This window comes from Stenotrophomonas sp. STEN020, from assembly GCF_056760195.1.
Genome location: NZ_JBRREI010000009.1, coordinates 92,368 through 110,846, shown reverse-complemented (window position 1 = coordinate 110,846; position 18,479 = coordinate 92,368). Strand labels below are relative to the sequence as shown.

Annotated in this window: 15 protein-coding genes and 1 pseudogene; 7 read left to right on the top strand and 9 right to left on the bottom strand. The window is 58.2% G+C overall.

Annotation, left to right across the window (positions count from 1 at the left end):
• Positions 1-120: 120 nt before the first annotated feature.
• Positions 121-1,851: a type IV-A pilus assembly ATPase PilB gene (pilB, locus tag ACVOLZ_RS06220; RefSeq protein ID WP_481515421.1), complete on the bottom strand. Its 1,731-nt coding sequence runs from the start codon at positions 1,849-1,851 to the stop codon at positions 121-123.
• A gap of 353 nt (positions 1,852-2,204) precedes the next feature.
• On the opposite strand from pilB, the gene ACVOLZ_RS06215 reads away from it, so the two are divergent.
• From ACVOLZ_RS06215 to ACVOLZ_RS06200, 4 genes are all read left to right on the top strand, one after another.
• On the top strand, positions 2,205-3,062 hold the full coding sequence (locus tag ACVOLZ_RS06215) for a glycosyltransferase family 2 protein (RefSeq protein WP_481515420.1): 858 nt from the start codon (positions 2,205-2,207) through the stop codon (positions 3,060-3,062).
• Positions 3,055-4,254: a glycosyltransferase gene (locus tag ACVOLZ_RS06210; RefSeq protein ID WP_481515419.1), complete on the top strand. Its 1,200-nt coding sequence runs from the start codon at positions 3,055-3,057 to the stop codon at positions 4,252-4,254. Before ACVOLZ_RS06215 ends, ACVOLZ_RS06210 begins: the two co-directional genes overlap by 8 nt.
• Before the next feature lie 192 nt (positions 4,255-4,446).
• Positions 4,447-5,481, top strand: coding sequence for a glycosyltransferase family 4 protein (locus ACVOLZ_RS06205; protein WP_481515418.1), 1,035 nt, complete (start codon positions 4,447-4,449; stop codon positions 5,479-5,481).
• Positions 5,474-6,385, top strand: coding sequence for a glycosyltransferase family 2 protein (locus tag ACVOLZ_RS06200; protein WP_481515417.1), 912 nt, complete (start codon positions 5,474-5,476; stop codon positions 6,383-6,385). Before ACVOLZ_RS06205 ends, ACVOLZ_RS06200 begins: the two co-directional genes overlap by 8 nt.
• A gap of 121 nt (positions 6,386-6,506) precedes the next feature.
• Here ACVOLZ_RS06200 and ACVOLZ_RS06195 read toward each other — a convergent pair whose 3' ends face one another.
• The 6 genes and pseudogenes from ACVOLZ_RS06195 to ACVOLZ_RS06170 all read right to left on the bottom strand — a co-directional run.
• On the bottom strand, positions 6,507-7,640 hold the full coding sequence (locus tag ACVOLZ_RS06195; protein ID WP_481515416.1) for a glycosyltransferase: 1,134 nt from the start codon (positions 7,638-7,640) through the stop codon (positions 6,507-6,509).
• A 60-nt stretch (positions 7,641-7,700) separates the two neighbouring features.
• Positions 7,701-8,546: an FkbM family methyltransferase gene (locus ACVOLZ_RS06190; protein ID WP_481515415.1), complete on the bottom strand. Its 846-nt coding sequence runs from the start codon at positions 8,544-8,546 to the stop codon at positions 7,701-7,703.
• 10 nt (positions 8,547-8,556) lie between these two features.
• Entirely contained in the window at positions 8,557-9,729 is a 1,173-nt protein-coding gene (locus tag ACVOLZ_RS06185) for a lipopolysaccharide biosynthesis protein (RefSeq protein ID WP_481515414.1), read from the bottom strand.
• An 80-nt stretch (positions 9,730-9,809) separates the two neighbouring features.
• Positions 9,810-11,672, bottom strand: a complete 1,863-nt coding sequence (locus ACVOLZ_RS06180; RefSeq protein WP_481515413.1) for a hypothetical protein — start codon at positions 11,670-11,672, stop codon at positions 9,810-9,812.
• Between the two features lie 163 nt (positions 11,673-11,835).
• Positions 11,836-12,141 carry a hypothetical protein gene (locus ACVOLZ_RS06175; protein WP_481515412.1) on the bottom strand — a complete coding sequence of 102 codons (306 nt, stop codon included), beginning with the start codon at positions 12,139-12,141 and terminating at the stop codon, positions 11,836-11,838.
• A 502-nt stretch (positions 12,142-12,643) separates the two neighbouring features.
• A pseudogene (locus ACVOLZ_RS06170) lies at positions 12,644-12,743 on the bottom strand (prepilin-type N-terminal cleavage/methylation domain-containing protein); the annotation flags it as partial.
• Positions 12,744-13,224: 481 nt separating this feature from the next.
• Between ACVOLZ_RS06170 and ACVOLZ_RS06165 the strand changes: the two are divergent.
• The 3 genes from ACVOLZ_RS06165 to coaE are packed head-to-tail and all read left to right on the top strand — an operon-like array spanning position 13,225 to position 16,029.
• A complete protein-coding gene (locus ACVOLZ_RS06165; RefSeq protein ID WP_481515411.1) occupies positions 13,225-14,484 on the top strand; it encodes a type II secretion system F family protein in 1,260 nt (419 codons plus the stop codon).
• Between the two features lie 7 nt (positions 14,485-14,491).
• Positions 14,492-15,355: a prepilin peptidase gene (locus ACVOLZ_RS06160; RefSeq protein WP_481515410.1), complete on the top strand. Its 864-nt coding sequence runs from the start codon at positions 14,492-14,494 to the stop codon at positions 15,353-15,355.
• A gap of 59 nt (positions 15,356-15,414) precedes the next feature.
• A complete protein-coding gene (gene coaE / locus ACVOLZ_RS06155) occupies positions 15,415-16,029 on the top strand; it encodes a dephospho-CoA kinase (RefSeq protein ID WP_481515409.1) in 615 nt (204 codons plus the stop codon).
• 380 nt (positions 16,030-16,409) lie between these two features.
• On the opposite strand, the gene ACVOLZ_RS06150 is transcribed toward coaE, so the two are convergent.
• Positions 16,410-17,750: a sensor histidine kinase gene (locus ACVOLZ_RS06150; RefSeq protein ID WP_481515408.1), complete on the bottom strand. Its 1,341-nt coding sequence runs from the start codon at positions 17,748-17,750 to the stop codon at positions 16,410-16,412.
• Positions 17,743-18,420 (bottom strand): response regulator transcription factor, encoded by a 678-nt coding sequence (locus tag ACVOLZ_RS06145; protein WP_057629745.1) that lies wholly within the window; start codon positions 18,418-18,420, stop codon positions 17,743-17,745. Before ACVOLZ_RS06145 ends, ACVOLZ_RS06150 begins: the two co-directional genes overlap by 8 nt.
• Between the last annotated feature and the right edge of the window lie 59 nt (positions 18,421-18,479).

Sequence of the window (18,479 nt, the reverse complement as noted above, 5' to 3'; positions counted from 1 at the left end):
CGCCCTGGGGGGGGTTCCCCATTCGTTTTCCCGCTCCTGGTCGGTGTTGGTCTTGTGGGTTTTTTTTCTCCGATTCGCCCCCGGCCTCTTTTGCGCCGCCCACTACGCACTACGCGGGGCTTAGTCCTTGGTGACGCGATTGATCTCGGCCAGACTGGTAATGCCCTGCGCCGCCTTCACCAACGCCGACTGACGCAGGTCATTGATCCCGATCTTCTGCGCAGCGGCAGCAATATCCATCGCGTTGCCGCCCTGCAGAACGATAGCCGCGATGTCATCGGTCATCGGCATCACCTGGTAGATGCCGGTACGGCCCTTGTAGCCTTCGGTGCACTCATCGCAGCCCACCGGCTCATACAGATTGATGCCCTTGGCAAACTGCTCAGGGGTAAAACCCTCGGCCAGCAGCGCATTCTCCGGCAACTGCTGCGGACGCTTGCAGTTGCTGCACAGACGCCGCGCCAGACGCTGGGCAATAACCAGCGTCACCGACGAGGTGATGTTGTACGGCGCGATACCCATGTTCATCAGACGCGCGATGGTCTGCGGCGCGTCGTTGGTGTGCAGCGTGGACAGCACCATGTGACCGGTCTGCGCGGCCTTGATCGCGATTTCCGCGGTCTCAAGATCACGGATTTCGCCGACCATGATGATGTCCGGATCCTGTCGCAGGAACGAACGCAGCGCCACCGCGAACGTCATGCCGCGCTTGTTGTTCTGCTGCACCTGGTTGACGCCAGGCAGACGGATTTCAACCGGATCCTCGGCGGTGGAAATATTGCGTGTATCGTCATTGAGGATGCCAAGCGCGGTATACAACGACACCGTCTTACCCGAACCGGTAGGACCGGTGACCAGCACCATGCCGTAAGGCTTGTGGATGGCGTCAAGAAACAGCTTCTGCTGTTCCGGCTCGTAACCCAGCTTGTCGATACCCAGCTTGGCCGCGCTACCGTCGAGGATACGTAGCACGATCTTTTCACCGAACAAGGTCGGCAAGGTGCTGACACGGAAGTCGATCTGCTTGGTCTTGGACAGGTTGAGTTTGATGCGACCATCCTGCGGCACACGTTTCTCGGCGATGTCCAACTGCGACATGACCTTGATGCGCGCGGCAATGCGCTGGTTCAACTTGACCGGCGCCTTGGCCACGGTCTTGAGCAGGCCATCGATACGGAAACGAACCCGGTAATCGTCTTCGTAGGGCTCGAAATGGATATCCGAGGCGCCCTTGCGGATCGCGTCCACCAGGGCCTTGTTGACGAACTTGACGACCGGTGTGTCATCACCCTTGGCATCAACGCCGGTGTCGCCACCGCTACCCATGTCCTCATCGCCGGCAGCGACATCCAGGTCGCCCATGCCTTCGTCGTCACCACCAAGACCGTCACCCAGCGACTCGTTGCTGGCCAACCAAAGCGCCAAGGTGCGTCGAATCTGCTCCTCATCGACCAGGATAGGTTCGACCACCAGGTTGGTCTGGAACTTGATCTCATCCAGCTGCTGGGTCGGATTGCTGGTACCCACGAACAACTTGCCGCCGCGCTTGAACAACGGCAACACATGATGCTTGCGCAGCAATTCCTCGCTGACCAGCTTCATCGCATGCTGGTTGGGGTCGAACACCGACACATCCAGCAACGGCATGCCGAACTCCATCGCATTGGCAGCGGCCATATGCGAGGCGCTCACCAGCTTCTTGTCGGCCAGCCACTGCGCCAACGGCACCTTGGCCTCACCCGCCTGGGTCATGGCGGTGCGGGCCACCGATTCTTCCAGCGCCCCGTCCTGGACCAGACGGCGGGCAATGCCGGTGATTCCGACAAGATTGGCGGTGACTGCAGTATTCATGGTTTCCCCTGGCCGGACGGTAACGGGACAATTGTACCCATGACCATGCCGGCTGCGCGCCTTGGCCGGGTGAATCCCCCCCGTAAGAACCCCGATTGCTCCCACAGAACCTGGCGAGACTTACAATCAACTTCACCAGGCCGATACCGGCAGCACCTCCTTCCAGATTCAGCGCCATCGTCCTGAATCACGCAATGTCTCAGCCCAACCGACGTCACCTCGGCCGGAACCTTGGTCATCCATGTGTAGCTTGGATCGCACAGTTCCGCCCCTCCAACGCACAAGTGCGACGATGCCCCTGCCTGCGCGAACCCGGCTACTATGCTCCCGGGGAGAACTATGGGTATTCAATCGTGCATGAACTGAGCATCATCCTGCCCGCCAAAAACGAGGCGGAAGGATTGGCAAAAACTCTGCCCGGGCTTCGGCAAGCCTACCCGGACGCGGAAATCATAGTCGTAGACGACGGCTCCAGCGACACCACCGCCGAGATCGCCAAAGGCTTGGGAGCCACGGTGCTCAGCAGCCCCTATTCAATGGGCAACGGCGCAGCCATCAAGCGCGGCGCACGCGCCGCCACGGGCAAGGTGCTGGTGTTCATGGATGCCGATGGCCAACACAGCGCACAGCACATCGGCCTCCTGCTTGCAAAATTGGAGGAAGGGTTCGACATGGTCGTTGGTGCTCGCGACGGCAGCGGCCAGGCCAACTTCCACCGCGGATTGGCCAACGGGCTCTACAACTGGCTCGCCAGCCATATGACCGGGCATCACATCGCCGACCTCACATCAGGTTTCCGCGCGGTACGGGCGGACAAATTCAAGGAATTCCTGCACCTCCTGCCGAACGGCTTCAGCTACCCGACCACCAGCACCATGGCGTTCTTCCGCAGCGCCTATCCAGTTGCCTACGTGCCAATCCCAGTGGCCAAACGTGTCGGCAACGGCAGCCATATCCGCCCACTCAAGGATGGCATTCGCTTCCTGTTGATAATTTTCAAGATCGCCACGCTTTATTCACCGCTCAAGTTGTTTGCACCGGTAGCCATTACCTTCTTCTTGATCGGCCTCGGCTATTACGGATACACGTTCGCCGTAGAGCATCGCTTTACAAACATGAGCGCGCTGCTGTTCAGTGCTGCCGTGATCATCTTCATGATTGGGCTGATTTCTGAGCAGATAACCAACTTGACCTATCGCCGCGATGGCTGACAACCAGCACAAACCGCGCCTACTGGTTATCACCTCAACGTATCCGCGCTGGCAAGGAGATACCGAACCTTCGTTCGTGCATGACCTTGCTTCCCGACTGACGGACCGTTTCGACGTAGTGGTTTCAACCTCCCGCGCCCCGGGGGCCAAGTCCACCGAAATCATGGATAGCGTCAGGGTCGTGCGCTATCACTACGCTCCCGCCGGCTGGGAGTCGCTGGTGTATGGCGGTGGGCTATCAGCAAACCTGAAGGCGGCACCGTGGAAACTATTGCTGTTACCCAGCTATCTACTTGCATGGACGTGGCAGGCATGGCAGCTCCGACGAGAGCTGGGGGCTGATGTCGTGCACGCTCACTGGTTTTTCCCTGGGGCGCTGATTGCAGCCATTTCTTGCGGAAAAACCCCTTACTGCATCACTGCCCATGGAACCGACGTCTTGGGCCTAAAAGGGTCGCTCTGGAAATGCATACGTCGTTTCGCCGCAGAACCAGCACGGACGATAACCGCGGTAGGTACTCGAGTTCAGGACCAGCTCGAAACAGAGGGCATCAGTAATGTCAGATTGCTACCCATGGGTGTAGATCTACTACATACCTTCCATCCCGACTTCCAGCTTGCCCGTTCCATGCGTGCTCTTTATGTTGGCAGACTCACCAGCTCGAAGCGCCCGAGCGTCGCAGTACTTGCATTCTCCAAAGCACTCCAGAACATTCCGGAACTCATGCTTGACGTTGTGGGCGATGGCCCAGAGTTGGGAGCACTACAGCAACTAGCGGAAAAACTCGGCATACAGTCAAAACTACATTTCCATGGCAGAAAAGATCAGAAGAAAATCGCCGCGATGTTTCGCTCAGCCGCTGTTTTGATCTGCCCGTCCGGGGGTGATGATGCCCCCGAAGGACTGGGACTCGTAGCAGTAGAAGCACTTGGCTGCGACTGCCCAGTGGCCTCAGCCCCAAACCTCGCACTTCAAGCTGCGATCCCGCAGGCAGCCCCTATCCACTACGCTACCGATAGCGGCGCAGGTGCACTATCTAAAGCCATGCTTCGAGCACTACGAGATCCAGGCAGAACAACTGGATCGACATCGCAGTGGCGCAAAGGATTATTTGAGACGTTTTCTTGGGAACACGTTGCCCGCGAATACGGCGATATCCTAGAAGAGCTTGCCAAATCCAAACGCCGATGATTTCGCCAACTGACCTCCATGCGAAAAAGTTACATTGAGTGCTCATACCCGGCATATAAAGTGCAGACCAAATAGCATCAACCGCGACTGCGGCAATGACAGCGGCAAGTCGAAAACGTGGAACAATCTGCGTAGCCATCCGTTACGCCATCACTGCCGCCACATAGAACCTTCATCCCGACAATACCAACCATGACCATCGTGACCACTCCCGCGATATGGCTGCCAACGATTCGCGCCAACACGGGCTCCGACATTTTCACCTTGCGTCTTTGCAAGGAGTTGAATGCGAACGGAGTCCGTGCAGAGATTGCTTGGCTACCCCATCACGCTGAGTATCTACCTTGGGCAACTCCGGCACCGGAGCCGCCGTCATGGGCAAACATGGTCCACGTCAACAGCTGGCTACCTAGAAAATTCTGGCCAACGCATCTCCCGGTCATCGCCACCGTCCACCATCTTGTGCACGACCCTGCGTATCGCCCGTTTCGTTCGGCACGACAAGCTGTGTATCACGAACTTCTGATCAAACCACGCGAGCTACGCTCGATACTTGGTGCTGACGCCGTGACAACAGTTTCCGAATATGTACGGGGCACCGTCACCGAATTCTCCGAACGTCAGGACATTTCGGTCATTCACAACTGGATCGACACTACTGTCTTCACCCCTGCCCGACCCGCGCACCACTGCGCAGGCGACGTATTTCGATTATTCATGGCAGGCACCGCGTCGCGTCGCAAGGGTATCGATCTGTTACCGAAGCTTGCAAGCTGCCTAGGCTCTGGTTTTGAAATCAGATATGCAGGCGGAAGGAAACAGCCCACCCTCCCCGCCGCAAACGTGATCGAGCTCGGCCGCCTCAGCGATGAGCTGCTTATCAATGAATACCAGCAATGCGATGCCGTTGTTTCGCTCTCGCGCTATGAGGGCTTCGGCTATACCGCCTTGGAGGCGGCGGCTTGTGGCAAGCCGTTCCTAGGCTTCCGCACCAGTGGCTTGATCGAAGTTGCGACGGGACCGTTCGACACCCTGGTCCCGATCGACGACGTACAAGCGCTGGCCTGCGCGGCCAGGCATCTGCGAGAACGCGGGGAGGCGTCCATGGAAGCGCAAACTGCACAGCAGGCCGATATATGCGAGCGCTTCAGCGTCGCCAATATTCTCGAATATATAGATATCTATCGCCAGCTATTGGCAAAATCGAGCCACACCAAAAATGTCTGATACCGGACCGAAACCGGCGGCGATCGTCCTCAACTTCCGCACCCCGGAGCAAACAGTAAGTTGCCTGGACTCACTGGTTGACCAGGGCATCCAGCATATTGTCCTGGTCGACAACTCAGAAGATCAGGGCGTATCACTGAACGCCATGCGGACTGATTTGGAGCGTCTGCGATCAGACCTGATCCAACTCGATACATTGAGCGACGGCAGGAACTTGGGGTTCTCCGCTGGCGTCAATCGTGCCCTTGCGCATATTGCACGTACTAATCCAGCGGACGTTCTTCTTATCAACTCCGACGCTCGCTTAATGCCAGGCTGCATGGATGCCCTTCTCACCAGCCTGCACGACGGCGCCGACCTGACCGCTCCAATGCTGGTCGATTCGGCTGACATCATTCACCAGCCAGTTTCATATTATCAAAAGCATACCGGGTTACTCAGCAGCCGCCCGCTTCCTGGGAGCGTAGCATTCCTGACCGGCGCATGCATATTAATATCGCAAACGCTGGCCTCCGCCAATTTGCTGGATGAGGAGTTTTTCTTCTATGGAGAAGACGTCATGCTGGGCGCGACGCTGAAAAGCAGAGGCATGACGCATGCCGTTACCGAGAACGGCCAGACAATGCATTCAGGTGGCGGCAGCGCACGCAACGGCTCGCCTTTCTACGAGTACCATATCAATCGCGGCCACTGCCTACTTGCCATCAAATTAGCCTGCACTCCCATGCAACGCGCGATCAATCTGGCAGGACGACTGGTCTATCTTCCCGCACGCGCCGTCCTGCGCTCACTACGCAACGGTAATATGATCCCAGTCATAAGCTTGTGGCAGGCCGTGCGCGATGTTGCATCTGGACGACTGCAAACGATGACGCCGCCCGCGTCAGCTTCACGTCAACGATGACCGGATGAATCGCAATCAGCGGTATATAGCGAGCAAGAACCCTCTATCCAGCACACTCACAGGCAAAGCAGCCTTCAAGCAACTACGACCTACATCTACCCAAGCCTCGACCCAATCCTGGTCATCCCGCTATCACCCGCTCAATGATTTCCAGATGCTGCCTGGCTGCAACACTCGCATCGAACTGCGCATACCACTCACTTGAAGGCTTGGACTCCGCCACGCCCCCCCATGCCAGGCGGACCATCGCAACGGCCAATGCCGCTTCGTTCGAAACAGGAACAAGCGTCCCAAAGCGCCCGCCTTGCAGCAATTCAGAGGGGCCATAGTCACAATCCGTGGAGATGACTTCCGTCCCGGCGGCCAGCGCCTCGACCAAGACCAAGCCAAAGCCCTCCCAGCAGGAACTCAACACGAAACCCGTTGCGTGCCGCATCTGCAGCGAAGGTGATTCAGTAACGCCAGCGAGTTCCACGCTCTCACCCAGCCGAAGATCAGCACACTGCTCGGAGAGCGAGCGCCGGAGCGATCCCTCACCAAAAATCACAAGTCGACAGTCCACCTCGTCCAGTACTCGCCGAAATGCACCCAACAACGTCCGGAAGTCCTTCTGCAATTCCAAGCGTCCCATCGCAATGAAAGTAGGACAGGTTTTCCGTGCCAACCAAGGATGCAACATTGCTTCATTTGCGGGTGCAGCAAGTGGGAACACCGGGTTCAATACAACTTCGATCCGCTCCGGAGTAATCCGTAAGAATTCAGCAGTGGGCACACGCAATGAATGCGACACACAAACGATAGTGGAACTCCTAGCCATCCATCGAGACAGCAGCGGACCCAGCAAACGATTATGAAATCGCTCACGCGCCCATTCGACTGCGATATGACTCTCATTCCGAACCAACAGTGGTTGGCGGAACCCGCATATCTTCTTCGAGAGCGCAGCTGCAACTCCAACATGCATGCCAAACGAGACAATTACATCCGGGTCCAGCTGGTGGATGACGCTTCCAAACCGTCGTATTCCGTTGATCGGCCTGCCACATTCAAGGGAGACAACCTTTACCCTGGAGGGAAGAAGGGCAAGAAACTCACCTTCGCCCCGTGCTAGCACAACGATCACGTCGCAGCCGAGGTCCAGCAATGCGGAAGAAAGCAACAACGCGACGCGCTCAGCACCGCCACAAGTCATGGAGCTCAGGAAGAACAGGATTCTGCGCGGGACCACATCCTTCCCTGACTCAAACGTACTCATTGCCGGCCACCAGCCATGCCTACAAGGCGATACGGGCAGTATTTCCGATCCGACAACACATCACAACGCCAGTACGTCGGTGAACGTGGTCCGATGAATACGAGCAAGATCCGCCAGAGACGTCTCGGCGCCGCCATTACCCAGATCAAAGATGCGACGCTCCCGCAGGACATTGCAGAAGAAATCAAATCCTCCCGCATCCTCAAGATAGCTCGGATTGAACTCGGAAACTATCGGCGCGCCGCTGGTCAGCAGGGACCTAGCGCCGAGAAGCGCATGCCCCTCATAACCTTCTATATCCATCCAGAGCAACGCGCCGGCCGTAGGCGGCCCAAGCGCATCCAAACTACGCGAAGAAACTGGAATACCTTCGTTACCAATACTGTGATTTCCGCCATTGGTTGCGGACTCCTTCAGCAGCAGAACAGCAGAATCCTCCGCCCCCACCGCCGCCTCCACGACGCGGACGGAATCCTGCACCCCATTCAATGCAAGATTCGCACGCAGCAACCTCAGGTTCCCAGGGTGAGGCTCTATCGCAGTGGCCGATCGTACCAGTCCGCGCTTGAGGGCGGGAATGACTATGGAACCAATGTTCGCGCCAACATCGATCAAATGATCAGGTCTATCTGCCCCCTCGCGATCGATGATCGCAATGGCCAGCTGCAGCTTTGCAAAGTCAAACTCGCCACTCAGGAACAACTCACGACCGATCACCTTATCGGCCGTCGACACTACAAACAGCTCCTGACTCCCGGCGACCAGATAGGGAATAGGCATGGCATCGTACGCTGCGCGACGGAGAACCCTCGGCCCGGACCGCAACGGCTGCAGCAAAAACCTGCTCGCAGCAAGCAACGGCCTGCGCAGGAGTCTGGAGCTTGTGAGAATGGACAAAAGCGACATGCAGGATTCCTTAAACCGCTCTCCGACTGAAGTGTAGGATTCCACCAACAAGGATCACCATCATTACTACCTCAGTGACATACGCGGATATCACTGCACCTTCGATCCCCCTGCTCGGCACCAGCAACCAAACCCCAAGTACGCTTGCAGCAGCGCCGATGGCGGAGGCCCAGCCTATCAACTTCATACGAGCACGCTGAATTACGTGAAAATTCAACAACGCGCGAATTGACTGCAACAACGGCAGCAGCGCCAGCCAGCGCGCGGTAGTCACCGCATCTATAAATCCGCCCCCCAACACCCGAGGGAGCAACGGCGCCAGCAACCAGATTCCTGCCCCACAGAACGCCGCCAGCAACAGCAGCAGCAGACCGGAAACATGCAATTGATGTGGGGTCGAGCTCTTGGAATATAGCCGCGGCCACAACGACTCCTGCAGCGCAGACAACGGCATGCTCGCCAAATCGGCGGCACGCTGTGCCGCATTGTAGGCACCCACCAGATCAAAGCCCATATGAGCAAGAACAGGCTTGTTGAATTCTCCCTGTAGCCGCACTGCAAAGGCAGCCATGCCGAAAGAAACACCATCTGCCCAAGCCATCGCCTCTGCACCAGGCTCACCTCGTTGCCGCTTTCGACAAGGCAGCCACAAAAAAACACAGTACATCAAGCTGACTGCGGCGTAGACCCAAAGCACCCGCTGCACATCATAATCCTGGGCACTGAAATACAACACCGACAACGCTACCAAGCGAATCAACGGTAGCCCAGCATTGACTGCACCAAAATTACCGATCCTGTGCTCTGCCTGCCAGTAGCGCGCCCTCAACTCAACCAATGAAGCGGCGACAAGCTCAGCGATGATCGCACTGAATGCCGCCAACTTCGGAATGTCAGCCGGCAACAGCAGGATTGCAAGCAGGCACGCGACCAGAATTGCCGGCAGCAGACTTAGTCGCCACAGTCGCATCGCTTTGGCTTGGTACCATTCGAGACCGGCCGGGTCCTTTACTCCATTGCGCAGAACTATGTTGGATAAACCCAGACCAACAAACGGGGCAACGAATGCTGCGGTCGCGAGAATGGCGACGAATCGCCCATAACCTGCAGCCCCCAACAAGCGAGCCAAGATCAATACGGCAAGCGCCTGCGCTGCCGCACGCAACACCATCCACAGCAACAACGACCCACTGCTACGAGCAAGCCTACCCGGGCGCCAACTAAACACCTGACCAGCACCCTCGCGAGCCATATCGAGAAGGCTCAGTGCGCATCGGCCGGCGCCATCACAGGCACGACTCCGACACTTGCAAGCTGAGCCTCCAACTCCGCAGCCCAGTCTGCACGCCCCTGTCCTCGCATCTCGGCGATGGTCTCAAGTGCAAGTGGGTCGTCCGCAGCCGCGCCCTGCACCGCTCGCTTGAAGTACGCCAACGCCTGCTCCGGTTGATGGCTGTGACCAAGTATGAAATAGCCAATAGCCGTATTCTCACCAGCATCCAAACGCAGTCGCTGACTGAATATCTCCAACGCAGAAAAAACACCGGCTTCATCCAGCTTTGCGCCAGCCCGCACGTTGTTGATGATTATCCACAACGACTGCCGATTCTCTGGCCCCATACTCACCGAGCGCAATCGTTCCAGATATTTTGACCAGTCCTGCGCTCGAACGTCGCCACGCGCGCTCTTGAATATAATAAAGTTTGTGAAGCTGGTCAGCGAATAAGGAGCTGCTTGTGCGCCCTTGCCGCATGCATCGATCGCATCGTCCAGCTTTGGATTATCTGCCAGCTTGCCACCACCCATCGCATAGTAGGTCAGACAGAGGCTGTTCCAAGCGCGCGCCGAATGGGGTGCCAACTCGCTACTGGCCAGCGCCAAACCTAGCCTGCTACCCCAGTCATGGGCACGCATCGCGGTAGCACTAGCCATCAACGCAAGCAGCAAGCCGCAGAGACCCAGCCCAACCGCTGCGGTGATCCGCAGGCGCCGCGCCAAAGCCATCAGCATGTCAGCCATCGCGAGCACGACACCGACCAGACCGAGGTGGTTTCGGTGCTCGAATGCCAGCTCCAGATTCAAGACATTGCTGGTAATGAAGTGGCTGGCGAAGAAAAGCAAAATGCCGAATGCGAACAATGGCCGCCGTAAACGCAACCCCCAAGCTGCACCCAACAGAGCAATGATCAAAAGTACCGATGGCAAGGTTGTCACCGGCTGCAACAACCCCCGTGATGGAACAACCCAGTCGTAGTAGAACGGCATGCTGGCCGGCAGCGGAACTACAATATGCCCAAGGTGCATCACCAGGATGCGCGCCTGGGTCAACAAACGCTCGTAGCTGGAAAAGTCCCGCCCCGGGTAGTTGCCCCATTCCCAATAGTGCGGCACGACTACCAGCACATAGAAAAGCAACCCTGCTGCGGCCGCCATCAGGTAACAGTTCCGCAGTCGACGTGAAAAAACAGGGCTGGCGGACCGGAACTGCATCACCGTCAGCTCCATCAGCAGGCAATAGACGGGCAAAAGAACCGCATCTTCCTTGCACCCCAGTGCCAACAGCCACAGCATAAAGCTGACCAGGAAACTCCTGCGCCCCGATTCCCCTTGCACTTGTGCCAACCTGCCGCGCAGGTAACACCACATCGACAGCACCAGAAACAGTGTTGCGAGCGTCTGCATACGCTGCACGACATACAGCACGGACGACACTTGGAGTGGATGAACAGCCCAGGCCAGGGCAACCAGCAATGCAACAAGCCTGGCAACACTGTCGCGCATCCCCGCCGCCAGCAACAGCAGGTGCAGAAACAAGGCCAGTCCGCAGACAGTAAGCATGTGAATGAAGATATTGGTGCCCTTGAATGCCCCGGGCTCACCACCACCACGCCAGTAATCCAGTGCAAACGTAAGCGTCGGCACAATCCGGCTTAGGCCACCTGGCTGCGGGCTAAGAATCACGCCCTTAATCGCAGGGACACTCAGCTCGTGAAGATGCACACCAGGATTATCGACGATGTTGGAACCATCATCCAAGATGAAACTTCCACTTGATCCCGGCATGAACAGCAACCCAGCCAGCACACCGCAGATCAAGCCAATGAGAATGAAAACGCGCGGGGTCATGGTTTTGAAAAAGTGCACAGGCAGTCTGAACCCGCAGATAAGGATCGGAGAGAGTACACCCGCAACCACCCGCACGCGGGGCCAATGCTTATCGAAAACAACTACGACCAAGCGTCCGGGGTCAACGGCTCCGGACGAATCACCCGATCGAATGCATCAGCAACTAACGGACGATCTCGCAGTTGGCTGTCAGCATGTCACAGCGGGTCTGCCGGCTGCCAGGACGTTTCGGGGTGCCAATGATCGGCGTACTCATATTGGTAGCGGTATCAGCTGCAGAGCAAGCGCTTTGCGGCGGGGCACTGGGCGGTAGCTCATTGTAAAGTGCCGCCAACGCAAAGTTGGCGTAGTTCTTCATTTCCATCTGGCACGCACCCTCGGCCGACTTGATCCGATACTGGTTGTATGCCGGCAACGCGATTGCAGCCAAAATCGCGATGATCGCCACAACGATCATCAGCTCGATCAAGGTAAAACCCTTTGCGTATCTAGACATAGCCTCTTCCCCCAAAAAGACGCATTGAAACCCCAATCAACAAATGACTTGAAAGCCGCGATTGCGATCATCTCGCAGCAGCCACCATTACAAGGTCACAGCAAGCAAGCTGATGCGCTTCTGGCACAAAGTTCCAAGGTCCCCCAGCTTGTCAGCCCTTCAAAAAAAACCCCTCCTTTACGGAGGGGTCTCTCGACATCACTGCAAGCGCTGGCAAATTACGGCGCAGCAGCGCCCGGCTTGCCGCAGGTAGCGGTATCAGCCTTACAAATGGTCGAAGCCTTGCCCGGAGCCTTCGGCGCAAAGGTGATCGAAGCAGCATTGCTGACATCGGCAGCGGTCAGAGCAGTGCTCGGCGAAGCACAGGCCTTGACCTTCGGAGCCTCGACGGTCATTTCCGACTGAGCAGCGGCAACGGCCGAGTTCATGTAGGCCTTGGCTTCTGCCTGGCAGGCGCCGTCAGCCGACTTCACGCGATAGTTGTTGTAAGCCGGCAGCGCGATGGCGGCCAGGATGGCGATGATCGCAACCACGATCATCAATTCGATCAGGGTAAAGCCCTGTTGCTTCTTCATGAGTACATCCCCTAGAGGTTTGGATTGTGAACATGGTTGCAGACAGATGCCTGCTCGCATGGGGTTACAAAGCAGATTGCGTGCCAACTTTCCAACAGCTCCCTGCTCCCCACGGACAATGATGGCAGCATCGCCGAAGAAAGGAAGCCCCGCGGGTTGGATTCAGGAACAACACCACAAGGTGACCAGGTGCGTCACTTTGTGACGCACTTGTACAGACAGGCTTGGCAACCATGCCCCACCCCAGCCCCCTCTACCCGCAGTGAAGGCATCGCAGCAAAGCCTCGACGCCTACGCCAACCCGGGAACAAAGACCTCCGCCCCCCCCGGATAATGGCCGCAGCCCGTTCGACGTCCGGATGGAGGAGTGCAATGTGACCTGCCCTCCAAAAAAGCTTGCCTCCAGACTGTGCCTACAGCCGTTTGACAAGCTACCATGCCAACGTTGTCTGGCCTGGGGATGGCCGGACGGGGAGAGAAGATGGCCGTTACCCGCAACGCGATCAATAAAGAGCCGGTTGGACGCAACACCAGCCAGATGCTGCCGTTTGTCTGGGAGGGAACAGACAAGCGCGGCGTGAAGATGAAGGGCGAGCAGGACGCCAAGAATGCCAACCTGCTGAAGGCTGAGCTGCGCCGCCTGGGCATCACCCCAACCGTGGTCAAGCCCAAGCCCAAGCCGCTGTTCGGGGCCGCCGGCAAACCTGTCAAACCAAAGGACATCGCGTTCTTCAGTCGCCAGATGGCGACCATGATGAAGTCCGGCGTACCCATTGTCAGCGCGCTGGAGATCATCGGTAGCGGCCACAAGAACCCGCGCATGGCCAAACTGGTGGGCACGATCCGCGCCGACCTGGAGGGCGGCTCGTCCCTGTACGAAGCCATCAGCAAGCACCCGGTGCAGTTTGATGAGCTTTATCGCAACCTGGTGCGCGCTGGCGAAGGTGCCGGCGTACTGGAAACCGTGCTGGAGACTATTGCCAACTATCAGGAAAACCTGGAATCACTGAAAGGCAAGATCAAGAAGGCGCTGTTCTACCCCGCCATGGTGATCGCGGTAGCCATTCTGGTCAGCTCCCTCTTGCTTTTGTGGGTTGTTCCGCAATTTGAGGATATTTTTAAGAGCTTCGGCACCGACCTACCCGTATTCACCCAGATGATCGTGGCGGCCTCGCGCTTCATGGTCAAATGGTGGTGGGCACTATTGCTGCTTGCGATCATTGTTATTGGCGGAACGACCTTTCTTTACAAGCGGTCGCCCAAAATGCAGCACACGCTGGATCGCTTGATCCTCAAGGTGCCGGTAATCGGCCAGATCATGCATAACAGTGCTATTGCCCGCTTTGCCCGCACGACTGCTGTTACCTTCAAGGCCGGCGTACCGTTGGTGGAAGCCTTGGGCATTGTTGCTGGCGCCACAGGCAACAAGACCTATGAAGACGCCGTGTTACGCATGCGTGACGACGTCTCGGTTGGCTACCCGGTCAACATGGCGATGAAGCAGGTGAACCTGTTCCCGCACATGGTGGTGCAGATGACCGCCATCGGCGAGGAAGCCGGCGCCCTCGATACCATGCTATTCAAGGTGGCCGAGTACTTCGAGCAGGAAGTCAACAACTCGGTGGACGCGTTGAGCAGCCTGCTGGAGCCCTTGATCATGGTATTCATCGGCGTGGTCGTCGGCGGCATGGTCGTTGGCATGTACCTGCCAATCTTCAAACTTGCTTCCGTTGTTGGATAATTAGCAAATGGCTTTTCTCGACCAGCATCCCGGCCTCGGCTTTCCCGCCGCGGCCGGACTGGGACTGCTGATCGGCAGCTTCCTCAATGTGGTGATCCTGCGTTTGCCCAAGCGCATGGAGTGGCAGTGGAAGCGCGATGCGCGCGAAATCCTCGAACTGCCCGACATCTACGAGCCGCCGCCGCCTGGCATCGTGGTAGAGCCTTCGCACTGCCCGCACTGCAAGCACAAGCTGAGCTGGTACGAGAACATCCCGCTGTTCAGCTGGCTGATCCAGCGCGGCAAATGCCGGCATTGCCAGGCACCGATCTCCATCCAGTATCCGATCGTGGAGCTGGTTACCGCTTTGATGGTAGTGGCCAGCGTCTGGCAGTTCGGTTTCGGTTGGCAGGGCTTTGGCGCGATCGTGCTGAGCTGCTTCCTGGTGGCGCTGTCCGGCATCGATCTGCGCACCCAGCTGCTACCCGACCAGCTCACAATTCCGTTGATGTGGCTGGGCCTGATCGGCAGCATGGACAACCTGTACATGCCCACCAAACCTGCACTGATAGGCGCCGCGCTTGGCTACATGTCATTGTGGACAGTCTGGTGGCTGTACAAGCAGATAACCGGCAAGGAAGGCATGGGCCACGGCGACTTCAAGTTACTGGCGGCATTGGGCGCCTGGTGTGGATTCAAGGGCATCCTGCCGATCATCCTGCTGTCGTCGCTGGTGGGCGCCATCATCGGTTCTATCTGGCTGTACTCGCGCGGCCGCGACCGCGCGACACCGATCCCGTTTGGGCCCTATCTGGCCATCGCTGGCTGGCTGGTCTTCATGTGGGGTGACCAGATGATAGGCAGCTATATGCGACTGGCGGGCCTGCAGTAGCAGGCCATCGCAAGCGACAATGGCCCTCTCAAGGGCCATTGTTGTTTTGGAGTCATTGCATGAGCAGCTTCATCGTTGGACTGACCGGCGGCATCGCGTCGGGCAAGAGTGAAGTCAGCAGGCGCTTCGAAGCCTTGGGCATCACTGTGGCCGATGCGGATATCGCAGCGCGCGAGGTGGTTGCTGTTGGCAGCCCCGGGCTAGCGGCGATTGCCGAGCTGTTTGGCACCGAGGTTCTGCAGGCCGACGGCAGCCTGGACCGGGCCTTCCTGCGCCAGCGCGTGTTTGCCAACCCCGATGAACGCCGCGCACTTGAAGCCATCACCCATCCCGCCATCCGTGCCCGCGTGCGCGGCATTTGTGAGGCGGCCACCAGCCCTTATGCGATTGCCGCCATCCCTCTGCTCACTGAGGCTGGCGGGCGACCAACCTATCCGTGGCTGCAACGTGTCCTGGTGGTGGACGCGCCGGAGGAGGTGCAACATGCGCGCCTGCTCAGCCGCGACAACATTGATGCTGAGCTGGCGGAACGCATGATCCAGGCGCAGGCCAGCCGCGCGCAGCGCTTGGCATTGGCTGATGATGTGATCATCAATGATGGCCATCCGGATGCGCTGCAGGCGCATATCGAAGCACTGGATGCACGCTATCGGGAGCTTGCGGCGGGGCAATGATTCAAGCCATACGCGGAGATCTTCCCTCGCCCCCCCCTGTCGCTGATGCTGCTCACTTCAGCAACGCCGCGTTATCGACATCCAGAGCGGTCGATGCAGCGGCCCGCTGCCTGCATGTGGGAGCGGCGTAAGCCGCGAAGCTAGCGCAGCCCAAACATCTTCATCTGATGATGTCCTTGCTTCGCGGCTTACGCCGCTCCCACAAAACTCCAATGCCGGTGGCCTGACATCGGTTTCCGGGTGACTCCAATACTGAAGTGAACAGCATTACTCCCTGTGCCCCATCCCTTGCGCCGGCACAAGGTCATTGGAGTAGCAGCGAAACAGCGGTTCGCCCCTCACTAGCTGAAGATGGGTCAACATCGCTGCGATCACCCTGATCAGGCTTGCTCAGGCGAAAACGTCAGCGTCGCAATCACACCGCGTTCCGTGCCCGGGCGGATATCCACCTGCCAGCCGTAGAGCGCACAAAGCCGGCTGACGATCGACAGACCAATACCGCCGCCCTGGGAATGCCCCGCATGAGTGCCGCGATAGCCGCGCTGGAACAGGCTGGCAGCGTCTTTCTCGCTCAGCCCTGGACCGTTGTCGATCACTTCCACCGCGTTGCTGCCCACCCTCACCAGCACCCGGCCTTCCTGCGAATACTTGACGGCGTTGCCGATCAGGTTGCCCAGCGCCACCGACAACGCCGACTCTGGCGCGTCGATCACCAGTTCGCGCGAGCCTTCCAGTGCCAGCTCCAGCGGCTTGCCACCGAGCTGGGCGCGGTGCGACTCCAGCAATTGCTCGGCAACCCGGGCCACATTGCTGCTGCCCTGTGCACGCTCATTACGCGACAACAGCAACAGTGAGCCGATCAGATCACTGCACTGCTGCTCCGCACGCTGGATGCGCTGCAGACGTTGCAGCACCTTCTCATCGATGCCTGGACGGGCGAGCAACAATTCGGTAGCTCCGCGAATCACTGCCAGCGGCGTGCGCAGCTCGTGACTCACGTCAGCATTGAACTCACGGTCACGCTGCACCACTTCGGTCAAGCGCGCCGAGTAATCGTCAAGCGCCTCGGCCAACTGCCCAACCTCATCATCCGGAAAGCGCGGCGCAAGTGGCTCGGGATGCGCATTGCCTCCACGATAGGCACGCAGGCGTGCGGCCAGATCGGACACAGGCCGCATCACCCGTGAGGCGGACCACCAACCCAACACCCATGACAGCAGACTAAAAATGATCACCGACAAAAACAGCGCCCGGTTCAGCTGCTGCTCGCCACGAAGCGCCTGCCCCATGTCATAGGCGATGAAGAACCAGGCATCCGGCGTCTTGCGCACACCCACCTTGTAAGAGAAAGGCTTGCCCTCGGCATCCTCGCCACTGATGTTGTGGATGCCATCCTGCAAACCCTCCCATTCGGGATAGTCGCGACGCAGGCTGTCGAGTTTGTCCGGCCGGAACAGGAAAGCTCGCATCTGTTGGACCGGCGCAACCACGTCGGTACCACCACTGCGCATGTAGCTCTGCCAGGAGGCGTCGAGGTTGCGATTCATCACATCTTCGACGAGCTGGTTTTCCACGCGCATCCGCGCCCAGTTCGTGGCAAACGCAAAAAGTGCCGTCAGGCAGAAGCCCAACAGCACAAACGAGACGATGATGCGGCTACGCAGGCGGCGACGGTAGCGTCCCCGCTTGCGAACAGGTTCGGGCAATGCAGATTCAGGCATCGGGTGCGGAGATACGGTAACCAATGCCGTGACGGGTCTGGATCATCGGCACTTCAAACGGCTTGTCCACCACGGCGCGCAGGCCATGGATATGCACGCGCAACGAATCCGAATCCGGCAGTTCTTCACCCCATACGCGGGTTTCCAGCTCCTGCCGGGTAACCACCGCTGGCGAGGCCTCCATCAAGGCCTGCAGAATCTTCAACGCGGTCGGATTGAGCTGCAACAGCTTGCCTTGGCGGCGCACTTCCAGCGTATCCAGGTTGTATTCCAGATCACCCACTTCCAGCACTCGAGTGTGTGCGCCCTTGCCGCGTCGTGAGAGTGCATTGAGCCGCACTTCCACTTCCTGCAGCGCGAACGGCTTGATCAGGTAGTCATCGGCACCGGAATCGAAGCCGGCCAGCTTGTTGTCCAGCGAATCGCGTGCGGTAAGCATCAACACCGGCGTCTGCTTGCGCGCATCGTTGCGCAACTTGCGGCAGACCTCGATGCCATCCATACCGGGCAGATTGAGATCCAACACGATCGCGTCGAACTCATGCACCACGGCCAGATGCAGGCCGGTCACGCCATCGGCGGCGAAATCGACCGTATGCCCACGATCCTCAAGATAGTCACCTAGGTTGGCGGCGATATCGCTATTGTCTTCGATTACAAGAATGCGCACGTGTGCGGGGACCTTATGTCTTGAAAAGTACAAGTGGGCATGAAGCCCACTTGTTGGGG

Coding starts and splice junctions, on each gene's coding strand:
- pilB (WP_481515421.1), bottom strand. CDS start 1,851: ATGAATACTGCAGTCACCGCCAATCTTGTCGGAATCACCGGCATTGCC.
- ACVOLZ_RS06210 (WP_481515419.1), top strand. CDS start 3,055: ATGGCTGACAACCAGCACAAACCGCGCCTACTGGTTATCACCTCAACG.
- ACVOLZ_RS06205 (WP_481515418.1), top strand. CDS start 4,447: ATGACCATCGTGACCACTCCCGCGATATGGCTGCCAACGATTCGCGCC.
- ACVOLZ_RS06200 (WP_481515417.1), top strand. CDS start 5,474: ATGTCTGATACCGGACCGAAACCGGCGGCGATCGTCCTCAACTTCCGC.
- ACVOLZ_RS06195 (WP_481515416.1), bottom strand. CDS start 7,640: ATGAGTACGTTTGAGTCAGGGAAGGATGTGGTCCCGCGCAGAATCCTG.
- ACVOLZ_RS06190 (WP_481515415.1), bottom strand. CDS start 8,546: ATGTCGCTTTTGTCCATTCTCACAAGCTCCAGACTCCTGCGCAGGCCG.
- ACVOLZ_RS06180 (WP_481515413.1), bottom strand. CDS start 11,672: ATGACCCCGCGCGTTTTCATTCTCATTGGCTTGATCTGCGGTGTGCTG.
- ACVOLZ_RS06165 (WP_481515411.1), top strand. CDS start 13,225: ATGGCCGTTACCCGCAACGCGATCAATAAAGAGCCGGTTGGACGCAAC.
- ACVOLZ_RS06160 (WP_481515410.1), top strand. CDS start 14,492: ATGGCTTTTCTCGACCAGCATCCCGGCCTCGGCTTTCCCGCCGCGGCC.
- coaE (WP_481515409.1), top strand. CDS start 15,415: ATGAGCAGCTTCATCGTTGGACTGACCGGCGGCATCGCGTCGGGCAAG.
- ACVOLZ_RS06150 (WP_481515408.1), bottom strand. CDS start 17,750: ATGCCTGAATCTGCATTGCCCGAACCTGTTCGCAAGCGGGGACGCTAC.